We start from the raw sequence: 14,482 nt of genomic DNA, 5'->3' as shown, positions 1-14,482 counted from the left end.
CCCGTGACGCTCCGCGTCACTGGACGCGGAGCGTCCCTTGAGGCATTCCCACGCGGAGCGTGGGAACGATCAGCCGAGCAAAAACCGGTTACAGCAATTCAAAGCTCTGCTGCGTCACGTCCTGGGAATCCAGGCCGATCTGCACGTTGAACTTGCCAGGCTCCGCCGCGTATTTGAGCTGGGCGTTGTAGAACTTCAGGTCATCCTCGCAGATGGTGAAGTGCACGACTTTCTGTTCACCGGCCTTGAGCATGATTTTCTGGAAGTTCTTCAGTTCTTTCACCGGACGAATCATCGAGCCGGTGACGTCCTGAATGTACAACTGCACCACGGTTTCGCCGTCACGCTTGCCGGTGTTCTTGACCATGACGCTGGCGTCGAGTTTGCCGGTGGCGTTCAGGGTGGTCGACGACAGCGCCATGTCACTGAGGGCGAATTGGGTGTAGCTCAGGCCATAACCGAACGGGAACAGCGGCCCGGTCGTGTCATCGAAATACTGCGAGGTGTAGTTGCCCGGTTTGCCCGGCGTGAACGGCCGGCCAATGCTCAGGTGGTTGTAGTAAGTCGGGATCTGGCCCACGGAGCGCGGGAAGGTCACCGGCAGTTTGCCCGACGGGTTGTAGTCGCCGAACAGCACGTCGGCGATGGCGTTGCCGCCCTCGGTGCCGCTGAACCAGGTTTCCAGAATCGCGTCAGCAGACTGGTTCTCTTCGAGAATGGTCAGTGGGCGGCCGTTCATCAGCACCAGCACCAGCGGTTTGCCGGTGGCTTTCAGCGCGCGGATCAGCTCACGTTGGTTTTCCGGGATGTTCAGGTCGGTGCGGCTGGAGGATTCATGAGACATGCCACGGGATTCGCCCACAGCCGCAACGATCACGTCAGCGTCCTTGGCGGCTTTTACCGCTTCGTCGATCAGCACGTTGGCCGGGCGCGGGTCATCGACCACTTCCGGCGCATCGAAGTTGAGGAAGTTCAGGTAGTCGAGCACCTTCTTGTCGCTGGTGATGTTGGCGCCACGGGCGTAGATCAGGTTTGACTTGTTGTCGATCACCGAACTCATGCCATCGAACAGCGTGACCGATTGCGCAGGGCGCCCGGCGGCGGCCCAGCTGCCCATCATGTCGATCGGTGCTTTGGCCAATGGGCCGACCAGCATGACTTTTGCGTCTTTCTTCAGCGGCAGGGTTTCGTTCTGGTTCTTCAGCAGCACCAGACTGCGACGCGCCACTTCACGGGCCTCGGCGCGGTGCAGGCGGCTTTCGGCGTAGGTGTCGGCCGGATCATCTTCAGCCTTGCCGATGCGCAGGTACGGGTCTTTGAACAGGCCCATGTCGTACTTGGCCGCGAGCACTTCGCGTACGGCGTTGTCGATGTCTTTCTGTTCGATCTCGCCGGACTTGAGCAGTCCCGGCAGTTCTTTGCCGTACAGGGTGTCGTTCATGCTCATGTCGATACCGGCCTTGATCGCCAGCTTCGCCGCTTCACGACCGTCGCGGGCCACGCCGTGCTTGATCAGTTCGAAAATCGCGCCGTGGTCGCTGACCGCCAGGCCCTTGAAGCCCCAGTCTTTGCGCAGCAGATCATTCATCAGCCAGGTGTTGGCGGTGGCCGGAATGCCGTTGATCGAGTTCAACGCGACCATCACACCGCCAGCGCCGGCATCGATCGCGGCGCGGTACGGTGGCAGGTAGTCCTGGTACATCTTCACCGGGCTCATGTCGACAGTATTGTAGTCGCGACCGCCCTCGACCGCGCCGTACAGGGCGAAGTGCTTGACGCTGGCCATGATGCTGTCGGCCGCGCTCGGGGTGGCCCCCTGATAGGCGCGCACCATGACGCCGGCAATGCGTGAAGTCAGGTAGGTGTCTTCACCGAAGCCTTCGGAGCTGCGGCCCCAGCGCGGGTCGCGGGAGATGTCGACCATCGGCGCGAAGGTGATGTCGAGGCTGTCGGCAGCGGCTTCTTTAGCAGCAACGCGCCCGGACTGACCGATGGCGTCCATGTCCCAGCTCGAAGCGAGGGCCAGTGGAATCGGGAAAATCGTACGGTGACCGTGGATCACGTCGTACGCGAAAAACATCGGAATCTTCAGGCGGCTGCGCATGGCGGCGTCCTGCATCGGACGGTTTTCCGCGCGGGTGATCGAGTTGAACGTGCCGCCGATGTTGCCACCGGCAATCTCCTTGCGGATCAGCTCACGGGGCATTTCCGGGCCGATGCTGATCAGGCGCAACTGGCCGATCTTCTCGTCGAGGGTCATTTGCTTCATCAGGTTGCTGATGAACGCGTCCTTGTTTTCCAGAGGTACCGGGGTCGTGGCGGCCAATACTTGATGACTGGCCAGGCTGACGAACAGACCCAGCAAACACAGCTTCTTCATGAATAGTTTTCTCAAGGGCCCATGCGGCAATGCAACGCCGGCCAGCCAAAATTTAGGGAGCGACTATTGTTGTTCGGGTACAGGCTCAAAGAAACAGAGCCAAAAAACGGCAGCCGACACTTGGCCGCATGATCACGCAGGGCACTTTTTAGCCCATTGCCCCGTCGTAATCCAGCGACGCGGCCGATTATGCCCCAACAGCCCGCTGAGAATGTTTCGCGCTCGGTTTTTATAATGATATGTGCCAAGGAGCATCACTGCGATGAATGTAAGCCCAACCAATCGCTCGCGTTTGCAGGTCGCCACACTGCTGGTGCTGGTCACGCTGTTGACCGCGTGCGGAATCAACAATATCCCGACCCTCGACGAACAGGCCAAAGCTGCGTGGGGCCAGGTGCAGAACCAGTACCAGCGCCGCGCCGACCTGATCCCCAACCTGGTGGAAACGGTGAAGGGTTATGCCAAGCATGAAGAGGAAACCCTCACGGCAGTGATTGAGGCGCGGGCGAAAGCGACCTCGATTCAGGTCGACGCCAGCACCCTCGACAATCCCGAGAAACTTAAGCAATTCCAGCAGGCGCAGGATCAACTGACCGGTGCATTGAGCCGCCTGATGGTGGTGTCCGAGCGCTATCCGGATCTGAAAGCCAACCAGAACTTCCTCGCCCTGCAATCGCAGCTGGAAGGCACGGAAAACCGCATTGCGGTGGCTCGCCGCGATTTCATTCTGGCGGTGCAGAAATACAACACCGAGATCCGCACCTTCCCCGGTCGCCTCTGGCACAGCGTGATGTACAGCGATCTGCCGATCCGCGAAACCTTCGAAGCCACCACGCCCGGCGCGGAAAAGGCCCCGGAAGTGAAATTCTGATTCGAGGTTGTCCATGCGCGTGTTGAAAATGGGTCTGGTGCTGATGCTGTGGCTGTTCGCCGTCAGCGCCCAGGCCGAGTTGACGTTCCCGGCGCTGAGCGGGCGGGTGGTGGACGAAGCGCAGATGCTCGAGCCGTCGGTGCGCACGCAACTGACCCAGCAGTTGCAGGCCCACGAACAGGCGACCGGCGAGCAGTTGGTCGTGGTCACGCTGCCGGATCTGCAAGGTACGACCATCGAGGACTTTGGCGTTCAACTCGGGCGTCACTGGGCAATTGGTCAAAAGGACAAGAACAACGGCGCGCTGCTGATCGTTGCCCGTGACGAGCGCAAACTGCGCATCGAAGTCGGTTATGGCCTGGAGGATCGGCTGACCGATGCGCAGACTTCAGTGATCATCCATCAAGTCATCACGCCCGCGTTCAAGAGCGGCAATTTCAGCAAAGGCATCAGCGACGGCGTGGCGGCGATGCTGGTGGTGCTGGGTGGCAATCCGCTCGATGAACCGTCGACGGTGTATGAATCCACCGGTGATCCGTCCGATGATTTCATCTCGCGGCATCCGGCATTGTTTGTGTTTTTGGTGATGTTGTTCATCCTGACGGTGTTTGTCTGCCAGATGCTCGGTATCCTGCCTGCCGGCCGGGGTGGCTCTGGAGGAGGGGGCGGCTTCGGCGGTGGTGGCGGATTTGGCGGCGGTGGAGGTGGAGGCTTCAGCGGCGGCGGGGGCAGTTTCGGCGGCGGTGGTTCGTCCGGCGGCTGGTGATATCAGAAGAATAATGAGCAGGCACTTTTCAACATGGCACTACTGACCGAACACGAACAACGCAAAGTCGCCGAGGCGATTGCCCGGGTCGAGCGCGACACCGACGCCGAACTGGTGACGGTGCTAGCCGCGCGCGCCGATGACTACGCGTACATCCCGCTGCTGTGGGCGAGCCTCTTGGCACTGGTGGTGCCGGGCGTCGTGCACTATCTGACCGGCTGGCTGACCCTGCGCAGTCTGCTGTTGGTGCAGTGGGGCGCGTTTATCGTGCTGTGTCTGCTGTTTCGTTTGCCGAAAATCACCACTCATTTGATCCCGCGTCGCGTGCGCCACTGGCGCGCCTCGAATCTGGCGCGGCGGCAGTTTCTAGAGCAGAACCTGCACCACACCGTGGGCAGTACCGGCATGCTGATTTTTGTCTGCGAGGCGGAGCGGTATGTGGAGATTCTGGTGGATGAGGGGATTTCCAAGCGGTTGGATAACAAGAGTTGGGATGTGATTGTCGCGGCGTTTACCGAGCAGGTCAGGCAGGGGCGCACGCTGGAGGGATTTGTGACGTGTATCGAGGCGTGTGGGGAATTGCTGAAGGTGCATGTGCCGGTGACGCAGGTGAGGAATGAGTTGCCGAATCGGTTGATTGTGCTGGGGTGAGACAAACCCTCACCCCAGCCCTCTCCCGGAGGGAGAGGGGGCCGACCGAGGTGTCTTGCGCTCGACATCGACCTGAAAAACCGTGTCGATTATGGATTCAAGGCAAATCGTTCAAGTCGGTGTATCTCGTCAATATCCCCCAATCAGTCCCCTCTACCTCTGGGAGAGGGCTAGGGTGAGGGCCGCTTTAACCAACCGTTCGGTAAATAAGAGCGTGTCCCCAACCCCCATCCCCCCTAAAATACCCGCCATTCCCGATTTCGCCCGTCCGAGGCCGCTTTTTCATGTCCGTTACTGCCCCGTCCATCAAGCCTGCGCCCGATCACCACGCCCAGTTCATCGAGCTGCTGCAAACCAGCCTCGAACAGAACGGCTTCATCAAACTGGTGCTGGCCAAATACGTCGGCGAAGAAGTGGATCTGCAGCGAGTCATCATCAAACCGGTGACGGTCAAGGCGCAGCCGAATCTGTCGTTCGTCTATCGCTACAAAACCCGCGACATCACCAAAAACCTGCCATTGGCTGACGGTGTGACGGCGATTGCCGAGTTGTTGCCGGCCTCGTTCAAAAATGCCCATTTACTCGCGGTGACTGATGAAGCCCAGCTCGAATACAGCAAAAAGGGCAAGAGTTCGCTGTTCAAGAGCAAACCTCAGCAATTGCGCGAAGCGCCGTCTGCCGAGCACAACCGCGAGAAAAATCGCTTCCTCGAACTGAGCCGACCGTTCCTCAAGGACCTGGGCGTGACCAACGCGCAGCATGAGCTGATCCCGGCGATGTCACGCAAGTGGAAGCAGATCAACAAGTTCATCGAAGTGTTCAGCCATGCCCTGACCTCGTCGCCGCTGGCCCTGGACAAACCGGTGCGCGTGGCGGATTTCGGTTCGGGCAAGGGTTACCTGACCTTTGCGATTCACGATTACCTGCGCAACACCTTGAAGGCCGAGGGCGAGGTCACCGGCGTCGAGCTGCGTGAAGAAATGGTCAACCTGTGCAACGCCGCGGCAGCGAAGCTCGATCATCCTGGGCTGGTGTTCAAGTGCGGTGATGTGCGCAGCGTGGCGCCGAGCGAGCTGGACGTGATGATCGCCCTGCATGCCTGCGATATCGCCACCGACTACGCGATCCACACCGGCATCCGCTCGGGCGCGTCGATCATCATGTGCTCGCCGTGCTGCCACAAACAGATCCGCCTGCAGATCCAGAGCCCGGCGCTGCTCAAACCGATGCTGCAATACGGTTTGCACTTGGGCCAGCAGGCCGAAATGGTCACCGACAGCCTGCGCGCATTGTTCCTCGAGGCCTGCGGTTACGAGACCAAGGTGTTCGAGTTCATCTCGCTGGAGCACACCAACAAGAACAAGATGATTCTGGCGGTGAAACGCGCCGAGCCGGTGGACCCGGCGCAGTTGTTGGTGAAGATCGAAGAGTTGAAGGCCTTCTACCACATCAGCGAACACTGCCTGGAAACCCTGCTGCGCGCCGACGGCTACCTGACCTGACAAGATCTGAAATACAACCACTGTAGGAGCTGCCGCAGGCTGCGATCTTTTGATCTTAAAAAACAAGATCAAAAGATCGCAGCCTGCGGCAGCTCCTACAAGGGAATGTGTTCAGGCTGTGGCAGGTTGGGCAGGGCGCACGGCGGTTTTGCGCCCGAGCGTGACCGTTGCAATCACACCGCAGGCAAACACCCAGGTAATCGGCTCGACATGTTCGCCAAAGAACAGCGCCGAAAACGCGATGGTGAAGAAGATCTGCAGCAATTGGATCTGACTGACCCGGGCGATCCCGCCCATGGCCAGCCCGGCGTACCACGCGAAAAACCCAAGAAACTGCGAAAACAACGCCACATAACCAAACGCCCACCAGGCCTTCGCCGACACGGCACCGTGATGTTGCAGCGCCAGATACAGCACCGGCCCGATCAACAACGGCGTCGACAGCACCAGCGCCCAGCAGATCACCTGCCAGCCGCCCATCTCCTTGGCCAGTCGACCGCCTTCGGCGTAGCCCAGTCCTCCGACGGCAATCGCGCCGAGCATCAACAGATCACCCGCCTGAATGCTGCCGGCCCCGGTGTATAGCGCATAACCGAGCACCAACGCACTGCCCAACGCTGCGCAGGCCCAGAAGGCTTTTGACGGCCGCTCATGGGACAACCACGCGGCATACAGCGCCACGCACAGCGGTTGCAGTCCGTTGACCAAGGCACCGTGGGACGCCGGCAACGTTTGCATGGCCCACGCCGACAACACCGGAAAACCCAGAATCACCCCGGCGATCACCAGGCTCAGGCCTTTGACTTGCTGCCACGTCGGCCATTTCTCGCGCCGCCACAAAAGCAACAGCGCCGCCGGAATCGCCGCGAACAATGCGCGGCCCAAACCGTTGAGCAGCGGATGCAGTTCCTGCACTACGATGCGGGTGAAGGGCAGGGTGAGGCTGAAGATCACCACGCCGAGCAGGCCGAGGGCCATGCCGGTGTTTTCGCGCGAGGACATGATGGGGGACCGGAATTGAAGGTGGCAGGGAATGACCTTCATAAAGCCATAAACCTTGCAGTTCGGGCTGTTACAGCTAGGCACAGACTTATCCGTACAGTTTGAGATCGCATCGCTGGCAAGCCAGCTCCCACAGTGTCCGAGTTGAACACAACATCGGTGGTCGCCTCAGAACCTGTGGGAGCTGGCTTGCCAGCGATGAGTCAACTCGGTAGTAGCCGGTTGTTACCCGACCTCGCGGATAAGGTCTACCTTGAATACTCCCAAGCATTCCCCCAGAGGAGTCCTCCCCATGGCCGCGAAAAAGATCCTGATGCTGGTCGGCGATTACGTCGAAGATTACGAAGTGATGGTGCCGTTCCAGGCCCTGCAAATGGTTGGTCACACCGTCCACGCCGTGTGCCCGGACAAGGCTGCCGGCAAAACCGTGCGCACCGCGATCCATGACTTCGAAGGCGATCAGACTTACAGCGAAAAGCCCGGTCACCTGTTCGCCCTCAACTTCGACTTTGCCAAGGTCAGCGAGGCCGATTATGACGCGCTGCTGATCCCCGGCGGTCGGGCGCCGGAATACCTGCGTCTGAACGAAAAAGTCCTCGACCTGGTGCGCGCCTTCGACAAGGCCGGCAAACCGATTGCTGCGGTCTGCCACGGCGCGCAATTGCTGGCAGCGGCGGGCGTGCTTGAAGGGCGCGAATGCAGTGCCTATCCGGCCTGCGCGCCGGAAGTGCGACTGGCGGGTGGTACGTACATCGATATCCCGGTGACGGACGGCCACGTTCAAGGCAATCTGGCCACAGCCCCGGCATGGCCGGCGCATCCGAACTGGCTGGCCGGTTTCCTTGGTTTGCTCGGCACCAAAATCACCCTGTAACGAGGATCCGCCGATGTGCGAGCTCTACGTCAAGGCTGACCCTATTCTCTACGAATCACGCTCGCGCTCGTTGCGCATCTGCGGCGTGGTGACGACGTTGCGCCTGGAGAATCAGTTCTGGGACATCCTCAGTGAAATCGCCGAGGTCGACGGCATGACCACCAACCAGCTGATCACCAAGCTGTATGAAGAGGTGATGGATTATCGCGGGGAAGTGGTGAATTTTGCCTCGTTCCTGCGGGTGAGTTGTACGCGCTATCTGAGTCAGCGGCGGGTGGGTGCGCCGGAGTTGTCGGTGGTGCGGGCGGTGGTGAAATAGGCCAGACCGGGTTGACCCCATCGCTGGCAAGCCAGCTCCCACAGGTATTGTGATGCGGCACAGTTATAGGGCACACAACAGACCTCTGTGGGAGCTGGCTTGCCAGCGATAGGGCCGGTACAGGCGACAGATAATCAGGACTGGTCTTTACTCTGAAGCGCGAAATCTCTCAATCGCCAAGGAGAAACGAGCATGTCCGGATGGTACGAAATCAGTAAAAGCAGCAACGGTCAGTTCAGGTTCGTGTTGAAAGCGGCGAATGCCGAAACGATTCTGACCAGCGAGCTGTACACCACTCGCGCTGCGGCCGACGGCGGCATCGCGGCGGTGCAAACCAACAGCCCGCTGGATGAACGCTACGAGAAGAAGTCAACGAAGGACGGCCATCCGTACTTCAATCTGAAAGCAGCCAATCACCAGATCATCGGTAACAGCGAGGCGTATTCATCGGATGCTGCGTGCGATAAAGGCATTGCCAGCGTTAAAACGAACGGGCCGAGCAAAGTGATCAAGGACAAGACTTTGCCGGTTCTCTAAACCCGCTTTCAAATCCACCACCATTCCTGTGGGAGCTGGCTTGCCAGCGATGAGGCCATTTCATTCAGCATCGATGTTGAATGATTCACCGCCATCGCTGGCAAGCCAGCTCCCACAGGTTTTTGCGTTGTCAGTGGATCAGCGCAGGGTTTTCAGGATTGTCTGCAGCTGGGTCTGGCCCGCTTCACTCAGCGGGAAGACCGGCAAGCGCGGATCGCCCACTTCAAGCCCGGTCTGCCGCAACCCTGCCTTGATCGTCGCCGGCAAGCCACCCTTCAAGATGAAATCCAGCAGCGGCAACTGGCGGTAAAACAAATCCCGCGCGCGATCCAGATCACCGGCCATGGCGGCCTCGTACAAGTCCAGATTCAACTGCGGGATCAGGTTCGGCGCCGCTGTGCACCAGCCTTTCGCCCCGGCCGCAAACGCTTCCAGTGCCAGCGGATTGCAGCCGTTGTAGAACGGCACCTGACCTTCGCCGAGCAATTGCAGCTTGTGCATGCGCTGAATATCGCCGGTGCTCTCCTTGACCATGGTCACGTTTTCCACGCCTTTGACGATGCGCAAAATCAGCTCCACCGACATGTCAGTGCCGCTGGTGGCCGGGTTGTTGTAGAGCATGATCGGCACGCCGATGCGCTCGCCAATAGCGCGGTAGTGAGCGAAGATTTCCGCCTCGGTGAGCTTCCAGTACGAAGCCGGCAGCACCATCACCACATCGGCACCGTGGGCTTCGGCGAAACGTGCGCGGCGCACGGCTTTGACGGTGGTCAGGTCAGAGACGCTGACGATGGTTGGCACCCGTTTGGCGACGTGCTTGATGCTGAACTCGGCAACCTGATCCCACTCCGCATCGCTCAGGTAAGCGCCTTCGCCAGTGCTGCCCAACGGCGCGATGGCGTGGACGCCGCTGTCGATCAGGCGATCGATCGATTGCCCGAGCGCTGGCATGTCCAGCCCTTCGCCGTTGGCGCCGAACGGGGTGATGGTGTAGCCGATGATGCCGTGAATAGTGGACATGGGAATCTCTCCGTAACAGGTTTCAGTTCAGGCAATCGGCGTGTTGGCGCAGGTTCTGCCGGGCGTAATAGTTGAAGGCAGCGGCGTGGCGTTTCGGCTTGGCGATCCAGTCATGGGCTTCGCGACCCAGTTCGGGAATGATCGGCTTGATCGTACCGGCCGCCATCGCCAGCAGTTGCAGCTTGGCCGCGCGCTCGATCAGTTGGGCGATGACACAGGCTTCTTCAATCGTCGTACCGGTCGACAGTTGACCGTGGTGCGAAAGCACAATCGCGCGTTTGTCGCCCAGCGCGCCGGCAATCAGCTCACCTTCTTCATTGCCCACCGGCACACCCGGCCAGCCTTCGAGAAACGCGCAGTCGTCGTACAGTGGGCACAGGTCCATGTGGGAAATCTGCAGCGGCACCTCCAGCATCGACAGCGCCGCGACGTGGGTCGGGTGGGTGTGGATGATGCAGTTCACATCCGGCCGGGCGCGGTACACCCAGCTGTGGAAACGATTGGCCGGGTTGGCCATGCCGTGACCTTCGAGGACTTCCAGATCCTCGTTGACCAGCAGCAGATTGCTCGCGGTGATTTCGTCGAAACCCAGCCCCAGTTGCTGCGTGTAATAGGTGCCGGGCTGCGGCCCACGGGCGGTAATTTGTCCGGCCAGACCGGAGTCGTGACCGTTCTCGAAGAGGATCCGGCAGGTCAGGGCCAGCTTTTGCCGGTCCGTCCACGTATTATCCGCCAGGCTTTTTTGCATCTGGGTCAGCGCTTGCTTGACCAGTTGGTCTTTGGGTAGTGCTAATGTCTTGGCCATGTCTGTGTCCTTTGGGTGAGAGCAAATGACACGAAAGAGGCTATATGACACAAAGTGTCATTAGCAAGCACAAATCGTCGCTTCCTCCATGGAATAACTGCTGCGCATGTCTATCCGTTTGAAATTATTGAGAAAAAAACTTGGCGTAACCCTTGAGGCATTGGCCGAAAAATCCGGCATGACCAAGAGTTATCTGTCCAAAGTCGAGCGCGGGCTGAACACGCCGTCGATTGCTGCTGCGTTGAAACTGGCGAAAGCGCTGAATGTGAAAGTCGAGGAATTGTTCTCCGAAGACAACGTCAGCCTCGACAGCTACAGCCTGGTGCGCAGCCATGAGCGCCAGTCACTGGCGGCGAATGACCAGAGTCCCGGGTACGCCGTGTTGGCCCATCAGGTCAGCGAGCGCAGTCTGCTGCCGTTCATCATCTATCCGCCGAGCGAGTTCACTGACAAAACGTTCAAAGAGCATTTGGGCGAAGAGTTTCTGTTCGTCCACGAAGGGCAGGTCGAAGTGGATTTCATGAACGAGAAGGTGCTGCTGGAACGTGGCGATGCGTTGCACTTCAATGCGCAGAAGCCGCACCGGATCCGCTCGGTGGGGGAGGTGCAGGCGCAGTTGCTGGTGGTGGTGCACAGCGCCGAAGATTGAGGCGCCCCCAAAAGCTTCGCGAGCAGGCTCGCTCCCACAGGGGAATGCGATCCAAATGTGGGAGCGAGCCTGCTCGCGAAGGCGTCAGTCAGGCCTGCATCAAACCTCGACGGGCACCGACAACTTCGGATTGCCGAGCGCATGGCTCTTGGCATCAAAAAACCGCAACTCAACCCCGGTCCCCTCAAACACCTGCGCGTAATGCCGCTTCTGATGCTGCACAAACGCCGCACTGCGCGGATAAATCGAGATCGCCACAGTCTTCGGTTTCGCCAACCGCAGCGCCCGAACGATATGCGCATCCTGCTCACCCAAGGCATGACCAAAGATGCACAAACTGCCGCCATGCCCGAGCAACTGCTCATAACAGAACGACAGGTAATCCGAACTGCGAATGGTCTTGAGCTTGTCCGCGCTCGGCCCTTCGGTGACGAACAGCGGCACGTCATCCAGCGTCTTGAGCGTGTTGTTGATCGCAAAACTACCAAGCAACGTGCCTTCGGTTGAAGTCAGCTTGCGCGCCGTGCCGTCCTGATTGCGCACCAGATGCAGACCGCCGTGCAGGTACAACAAGCGCGGTTTGTCGGTGGCAGTTTCGCTCAGATCAAAACTCGCGCTGGCGCCGTTGAACAGATCGTCAATGGCCGCGCTGTTGTGTTGCAGCGCCCAGTAGTTGAGCAGGTCGTAATTGGTGGTGAACACGGTGCGATAGCGCGCCAGTTCTTCGTTCACCGTCGCCAGCGTCGAAGGCTTCACCAGTCGCCACGGAATGTGCACCGCGTGCACTGTGTTGATCAGCGCTTCCTTGATCGCGTAGTAGCGGTTGCGCGGCGCCGCCGAACTGACGGCCAGGGCCTTGTTGACCCGGCTGGTGGTTTTCAGCGCACCGAGCACCTGCTCGAAGCTGCGTGTTTGCAGCGCGTCGAACACTGCCAGTTCCGATGGGCTCAGCGGTTTTTCTTCGACGGTGCGGGCGTTTTCGAACAGCGAGTCGTAGCCGAAGTCGTCCCACACCGCACGGCTGGCGCCATTGCCCACCAGCAAACCGCTGAAATCGGTCGCGGCGCGCACGGTGTTCCAGTCTTCGAGGCTGGCGTCGACATCGAGAAAATCGGTCATTGCGTAGGCGGTCTCAAAACAAAGGGGCTGATGGGCGGCGACTTTATCACGAGCGGGCATTGAGCCAGATCAACATCGGTCGTGACCGATCGGTCGATCCTGTGTGCATCCGCCGGATCGGCGCAGTCGATTCGGCCTCAGTCAGGAGATGCGCGCATGACCAGCACCTTTTTCATTCCGGCGGTAAACATCATGGGCAACGGCTGCCTCGACGAAGCCATGGTCGCCATTCGCAATTACGGTTTTCGCAAAGCGCTGATCGTCACTGACGTGGGGCTGGCCAAGGCTGGCGTGGCCACGATGGTCGCCGAGAAACTGGCGATGCAGGACATCGATTCGGTGATTTTCGACGGCGCCAAACCGAACCCGAGCATTGCCAATGTCGAGTCGGGGCTGGGCCTGCTCAAGGAAAGTCGCTGCGATTTCGTCGTGTCGCTGGGCGGCGGTTCGCCGCACGACTGCGCCAAAGGCATTGCCCTGTGCGCGACCAATGGCGGACAGATCCGTGATTACGAAGGCATCGATCAATCGAGCAAACCGCAACTGCCACTGATCGCGATCAACACCACCGCCGGCACCGCCAGTGAGATGACCCGGTTCTGTATCATCACCGACGAATCGCGCCACGTGAAAATGGCCATCGTCGACCGCAACGTCACGCCGCTGCTGTCGGTCAACGACCCGGCGCTGATGGTCGCCATGCCGAAAAGCCTGACCGCCGCCACCGGCATGGATGCGCTGACTCACGCCATCGAGGCGTATGTTTCGACTGCCGCGAATCCGATCACCGACGCCTGTGCGCTGAAAGCCATGACCCTGATCAGCAACAATCTGCGCTTGGCTGTGCGTGACGGCAGCGACCTTGCCGCGCGGGAAAACATGGCGTACGCGCAGTTCCTCGCCGGCATGGCCTTCAACAATGCCTCGCTCGGTTACGTGCATGCGATGGCGCATCAGTTGGGCGGTTTCTACGACTTGCCTCATGGCGTGTGTAACGCCGTGCTGCTGCCTCATGTGCAGACGTTCAACGCGCTGGTGTGTGCCGAGCGGCTGACCGATGTTGCCCACGCCATGGGTGCAGATATTCGCGGTTTCAGCGCGGAAGAGGGCGCGCAGGCGGCGATCAATGCGATCCGCTGCCTGGCCAGGGATGTCGAAATTCCCGGTGGCTTGCGTGAACTCGGCGCCAAGCTCAGTGATATTCCGCTGCTCGCCACCAATGCGCTGAAAGACGCCTGCGGTTTGACCAATCCTCGGGCGGCGGATCAGCGCCAGATCGAGGAGATTTTTCGCAACGCGTTTTGAGCGGTCATGACGGGGGCAACGGGCTTGACTGCTAGGTTTTGCCCTTGTCTTTGTCCTCAGTGATCACCGTAAATGTTCGAACACGGCCCCAGTCTGACAATTCTCCGTTGATGTTGTGAATGGCGGATATTCGATACCTGCCTTTCGTTAGGGGGGGTGTAGCTTGAGTATGCCATTGCATTTCGCTGTCGACGCTGGCTCTGGCAATCTCCAGGTCGGTGTCCAAATCGATAATGCTAACGATGCCAATGGGCTTGGTGACATTGCCATAAAAGACCGGAACGGCATCTACCTCCGCTTCTTCCTCCGGTCCCATCACTATCGGAATGTTGACGGGGGGCACCAAGAGCGCCTTGTATTTGCGCACTTCACTCCAACCTGACATGACGCCATCCACCTCCTGGCGGGCCTTGATCCTATGCTCTCCCGGAAACTGGGCACCGCTGAAGCTAAACGCCCATCGTCCCTTTGCGCTGACCTGTCCTCCACCCAGCGAATGTGTCTCTTCAACGTTCCAGACCTGCACCAGAGCCCCCGGTATACCGCTGCCGAGAAACAGTGTTGCAACCCCCGTGTTCTTGTCCTCTTCGGGGTAGGTGATGGTCGGGGGCGGGACAGGTTGCGTATTGGGTTTGTCGGGAGTGCTCATTGTGCTTCTCGTTTCAGGCTGAATTTGAAACGA

At 59.6% G+C, this 14,482-nt stretch carries 15 protein-coding genes; 9 read left to right on the top strand and 6 right to left on the bottom strand.

The window, feature by feature from the left end; genetic code table 11:
• Positions 1 to 88 precede the first annotated feature (88 nt).
• Positions 89 to 2,380: a beta-glucosidase BglX gene (gene bglX, locus CKW14_RS15740; RefSeq protein ID WP_095125605.1), complete on the bottom strand. Its 2,292-nt coding sequence runs from the start codon at positions 2,378 to 2,380 to the stop codon at positions 89 to 91.
• Between the two features lie 262 nt (positions 2,381 to 2,642).
• On the opposite strand from bglX, the gene CKW14_RS15735 reads away from it, so the two are divergent.
• From CKW14_RS15735 to CKW14_RS15720, 4 genes are all read left to right on the top strand, one after another.
• Positions 2,643 to 3,251 (top strand): LemA family protein, encoded by a 609-nt coding sequence (locus tag CKW14_RS15735; RefSeq protein WP_095049171.1) that lies wholly within the window; start codon positions 2,643 to 2,645, stop codon positions 3,249 to 3,251.
• 13 nt (positions 3,252 to 3,264) lie between these two features.
• Positions 3,265 to 4,017: a YgcG family protein gene (locus tag CKW14_RS15730; RefSeq protein WP_095049172.1), complete on the top strand. Its 753-nt coding sequence runs from the start codon at positions 3,265 to 3,267 to the stop codon at positions 4,015 to 4,017.
• Between the two features lie 33 nt (positions 4,018 to 4,050).
• A complete protein-coding gene (locus CKW14_RS15725; protein ID WP_095049173.1) occupies positions 4,051 to 4,668 on the top strand; it encodes a TPM domain-containing protein in 618 nt (205 codons plus the stop codon).
• A gap of 284 nt (positions 4,669 to 4,952) precedes the next feature.
• Positions 4,953 to 6,170, top strand: coding sequence for an SAM-dependent methyltransferase (locus CKW14_RS15720; protein ID WP_095049174.1), 1,218 nt, complete (start codon positions 4,953 to 4,955; stop codon positions 6,168 to 6,170).
• Positions 6,171 to 6,281: 111 nt separating this feature from the next.
• Here the strand turns inward: CKW14_RS15720 and CKW14_RS15715 are convergent, their stop codons facing one another.
• Complete coding sequence (locus tag CKW14_RS15715; protein ID WP_095049175.1) at positions 6,282 to 7,172, bottom strand: DMT family transporter; 891 nt, start codon at positions 7,170 to 7,172, stop codon at positions 6,282 to 6,284.
• 292 nt (positions 7,173 to 7,464) lie between these two features.
• Between CKW14_RS15715 and CKW14_RS15710 the strand changes: the two genes are divergently transcribed.
• The 3 genes from CKW14_RS15710 (at position 7,465) to CKW14_RS15700 (ending at position 8,902) form a co-directional block, all read left to right on the top strand.
• Positions 7,465 to 8,046: a DJ-1/PfpI family protein gene (locus CKW14_RS15710; protein ID WP_095049176.1), complete on the top strand. Its 582-nt coding sequence runs from the start codon at positions 7,465 to 7,467 to the stop codon at positions 8,044 to 8,046.
• A gap of 13 nt (positions 8,047 to 8,059) precedes the next feature.
• Complete coding sequence (locus CKW14_RS15705; RefSeq protein WP_095049177.1) at positions 8,060 to 8,365, top strand: ribbon-helix-helix domain-containing protein; 306 nt, start codon at positions 8,060 to 8,062, stop codon at positions 8,363 to 8,365.
• Positions 8,366 to 8,557: 192 nt separating this feature from the next.
• The gene (locus CKW14_RS15700) at positions 8,558 to 8,902 is read left to right on the top strand and encodes a YegP family protein (protein WP_095049178.1); all 345 of its coding nucleotides are present in this window, start codon (positions 8,558 to 8,560) and stop codon (positions 8,900 to 8,902) included.
• A 138-nt stretch (positions 8,903 to 9,040) separates the two neighbouring features.
• Here the strand turns inward: CKW14_RS15700 and CKW14_RS15695 are convergent, their stop codons facing one another.
• The gene (locus tag CKW14_RS15695; RefSeq protein ID WP_095049179.1) at positions 9,041 to 9,922 is read right to left on the bottom strand and encodes a dihydrodipicolinate synthase family protein; all 882 of its coding nucleotides are present in this window, start codon (positions 9,920 to 9,922) and stop codon (positions 9,041 to 9,043) included.
• Positions 9,923 to 9,944: 22 nt separating this feature from the next.
• Positions 9,945 to 10,727 (bottom strand): aldolase, encoded by a 783-nt coding sequence (locus tag CKW14_RS15690; RefSeq protein WP_077571483.1) that lies wholly within the window; start codon positions 10,725 to 10,727, stop codon positions 9,945 to 9,947.
• Between the two features lie 106 nt (positions 10,728 to 10,833).
• Here CKW14_RS15690 and CKW14_RS15685 point away from each other — a divergent pair, with 106 nt between their 5' ends.
• A complete protein-coding gene (locus CKW14_RS15685; RefSeq protein ID WP_095049180.1) occupies positions 10,834 to 11,376 on the top strand; it encodes a helix-turn-helix domain-containing protein in 543 nt (180 codons plus the stop codon).
• Between the two features lie 99 nt (positions 11,377 to 11,475).
• Here the strand turns inward: CKW14_RS15685 and CKW14_RS15680 are convergent, their stop codons facing one another.
• On the bottom strand, positions 11,476 to 12,495 hold the full coding sequence (locus CKW14_RS15680) for a DUF4917 family protein (RefSeq protein ID WP_095049181.1): 1,020 nt from the start codon (positions 12,493 to 12,495) through the stop codon (positions 11,476 to 11,478).
• A 156-nt stretch (positions 12,496 to 12,651) separates the two neighbouring features.
• On the opposite strand from CKW14_RS15680, the gene yiaY reads away from it, so the two are divergent.
• On the top strand, positions 12,652 to 13,800 hold the full coding sequence (gene yiaY / locus CKW14_RS15675; RefSeq protein ID WP_095049182.1) for an L-threonine dehydrogenase: 1,149 nt from the start codon (positions 12,652 to 12,654) through the stop codon (positions 13,798 to 13,800).
• Between the two features lie 31 nt (positions 13,801 to 13,831).
• Here the strand turns inward: yiaY and CKW14_RS15670 are convergent, their stop codons facing one another.
• Entirely contained in the window at positions 13,832 to 14,449 is a 618-nt protein-coding gene (locus tag CKW14_RS15670; RefSeq protein WP_095125604.1) for a hypothetical protein, read from the bottom strand.
• Between the last annotated feature and the right edge of the window lie 33 nt (positions 14,450 to 14,482).

Origin of the sequence: Pseudomonas sp. Irchel s3a12, assembly GCF_900187485.1 — a bacterium.
Classification (GTDB): Bacteria; Pseudomonadota; Gammaproteobacteria; order Pseudomonadales; family Pseudomonadaceae; genus Aquipseudomonas; species Aquipseudomonas neuropathica.
The sequence above is the reverse complement of the archived record's forward strand: the minus strand, read 5'-3'. Positions and strand labels throughout refer to the sequence as shown.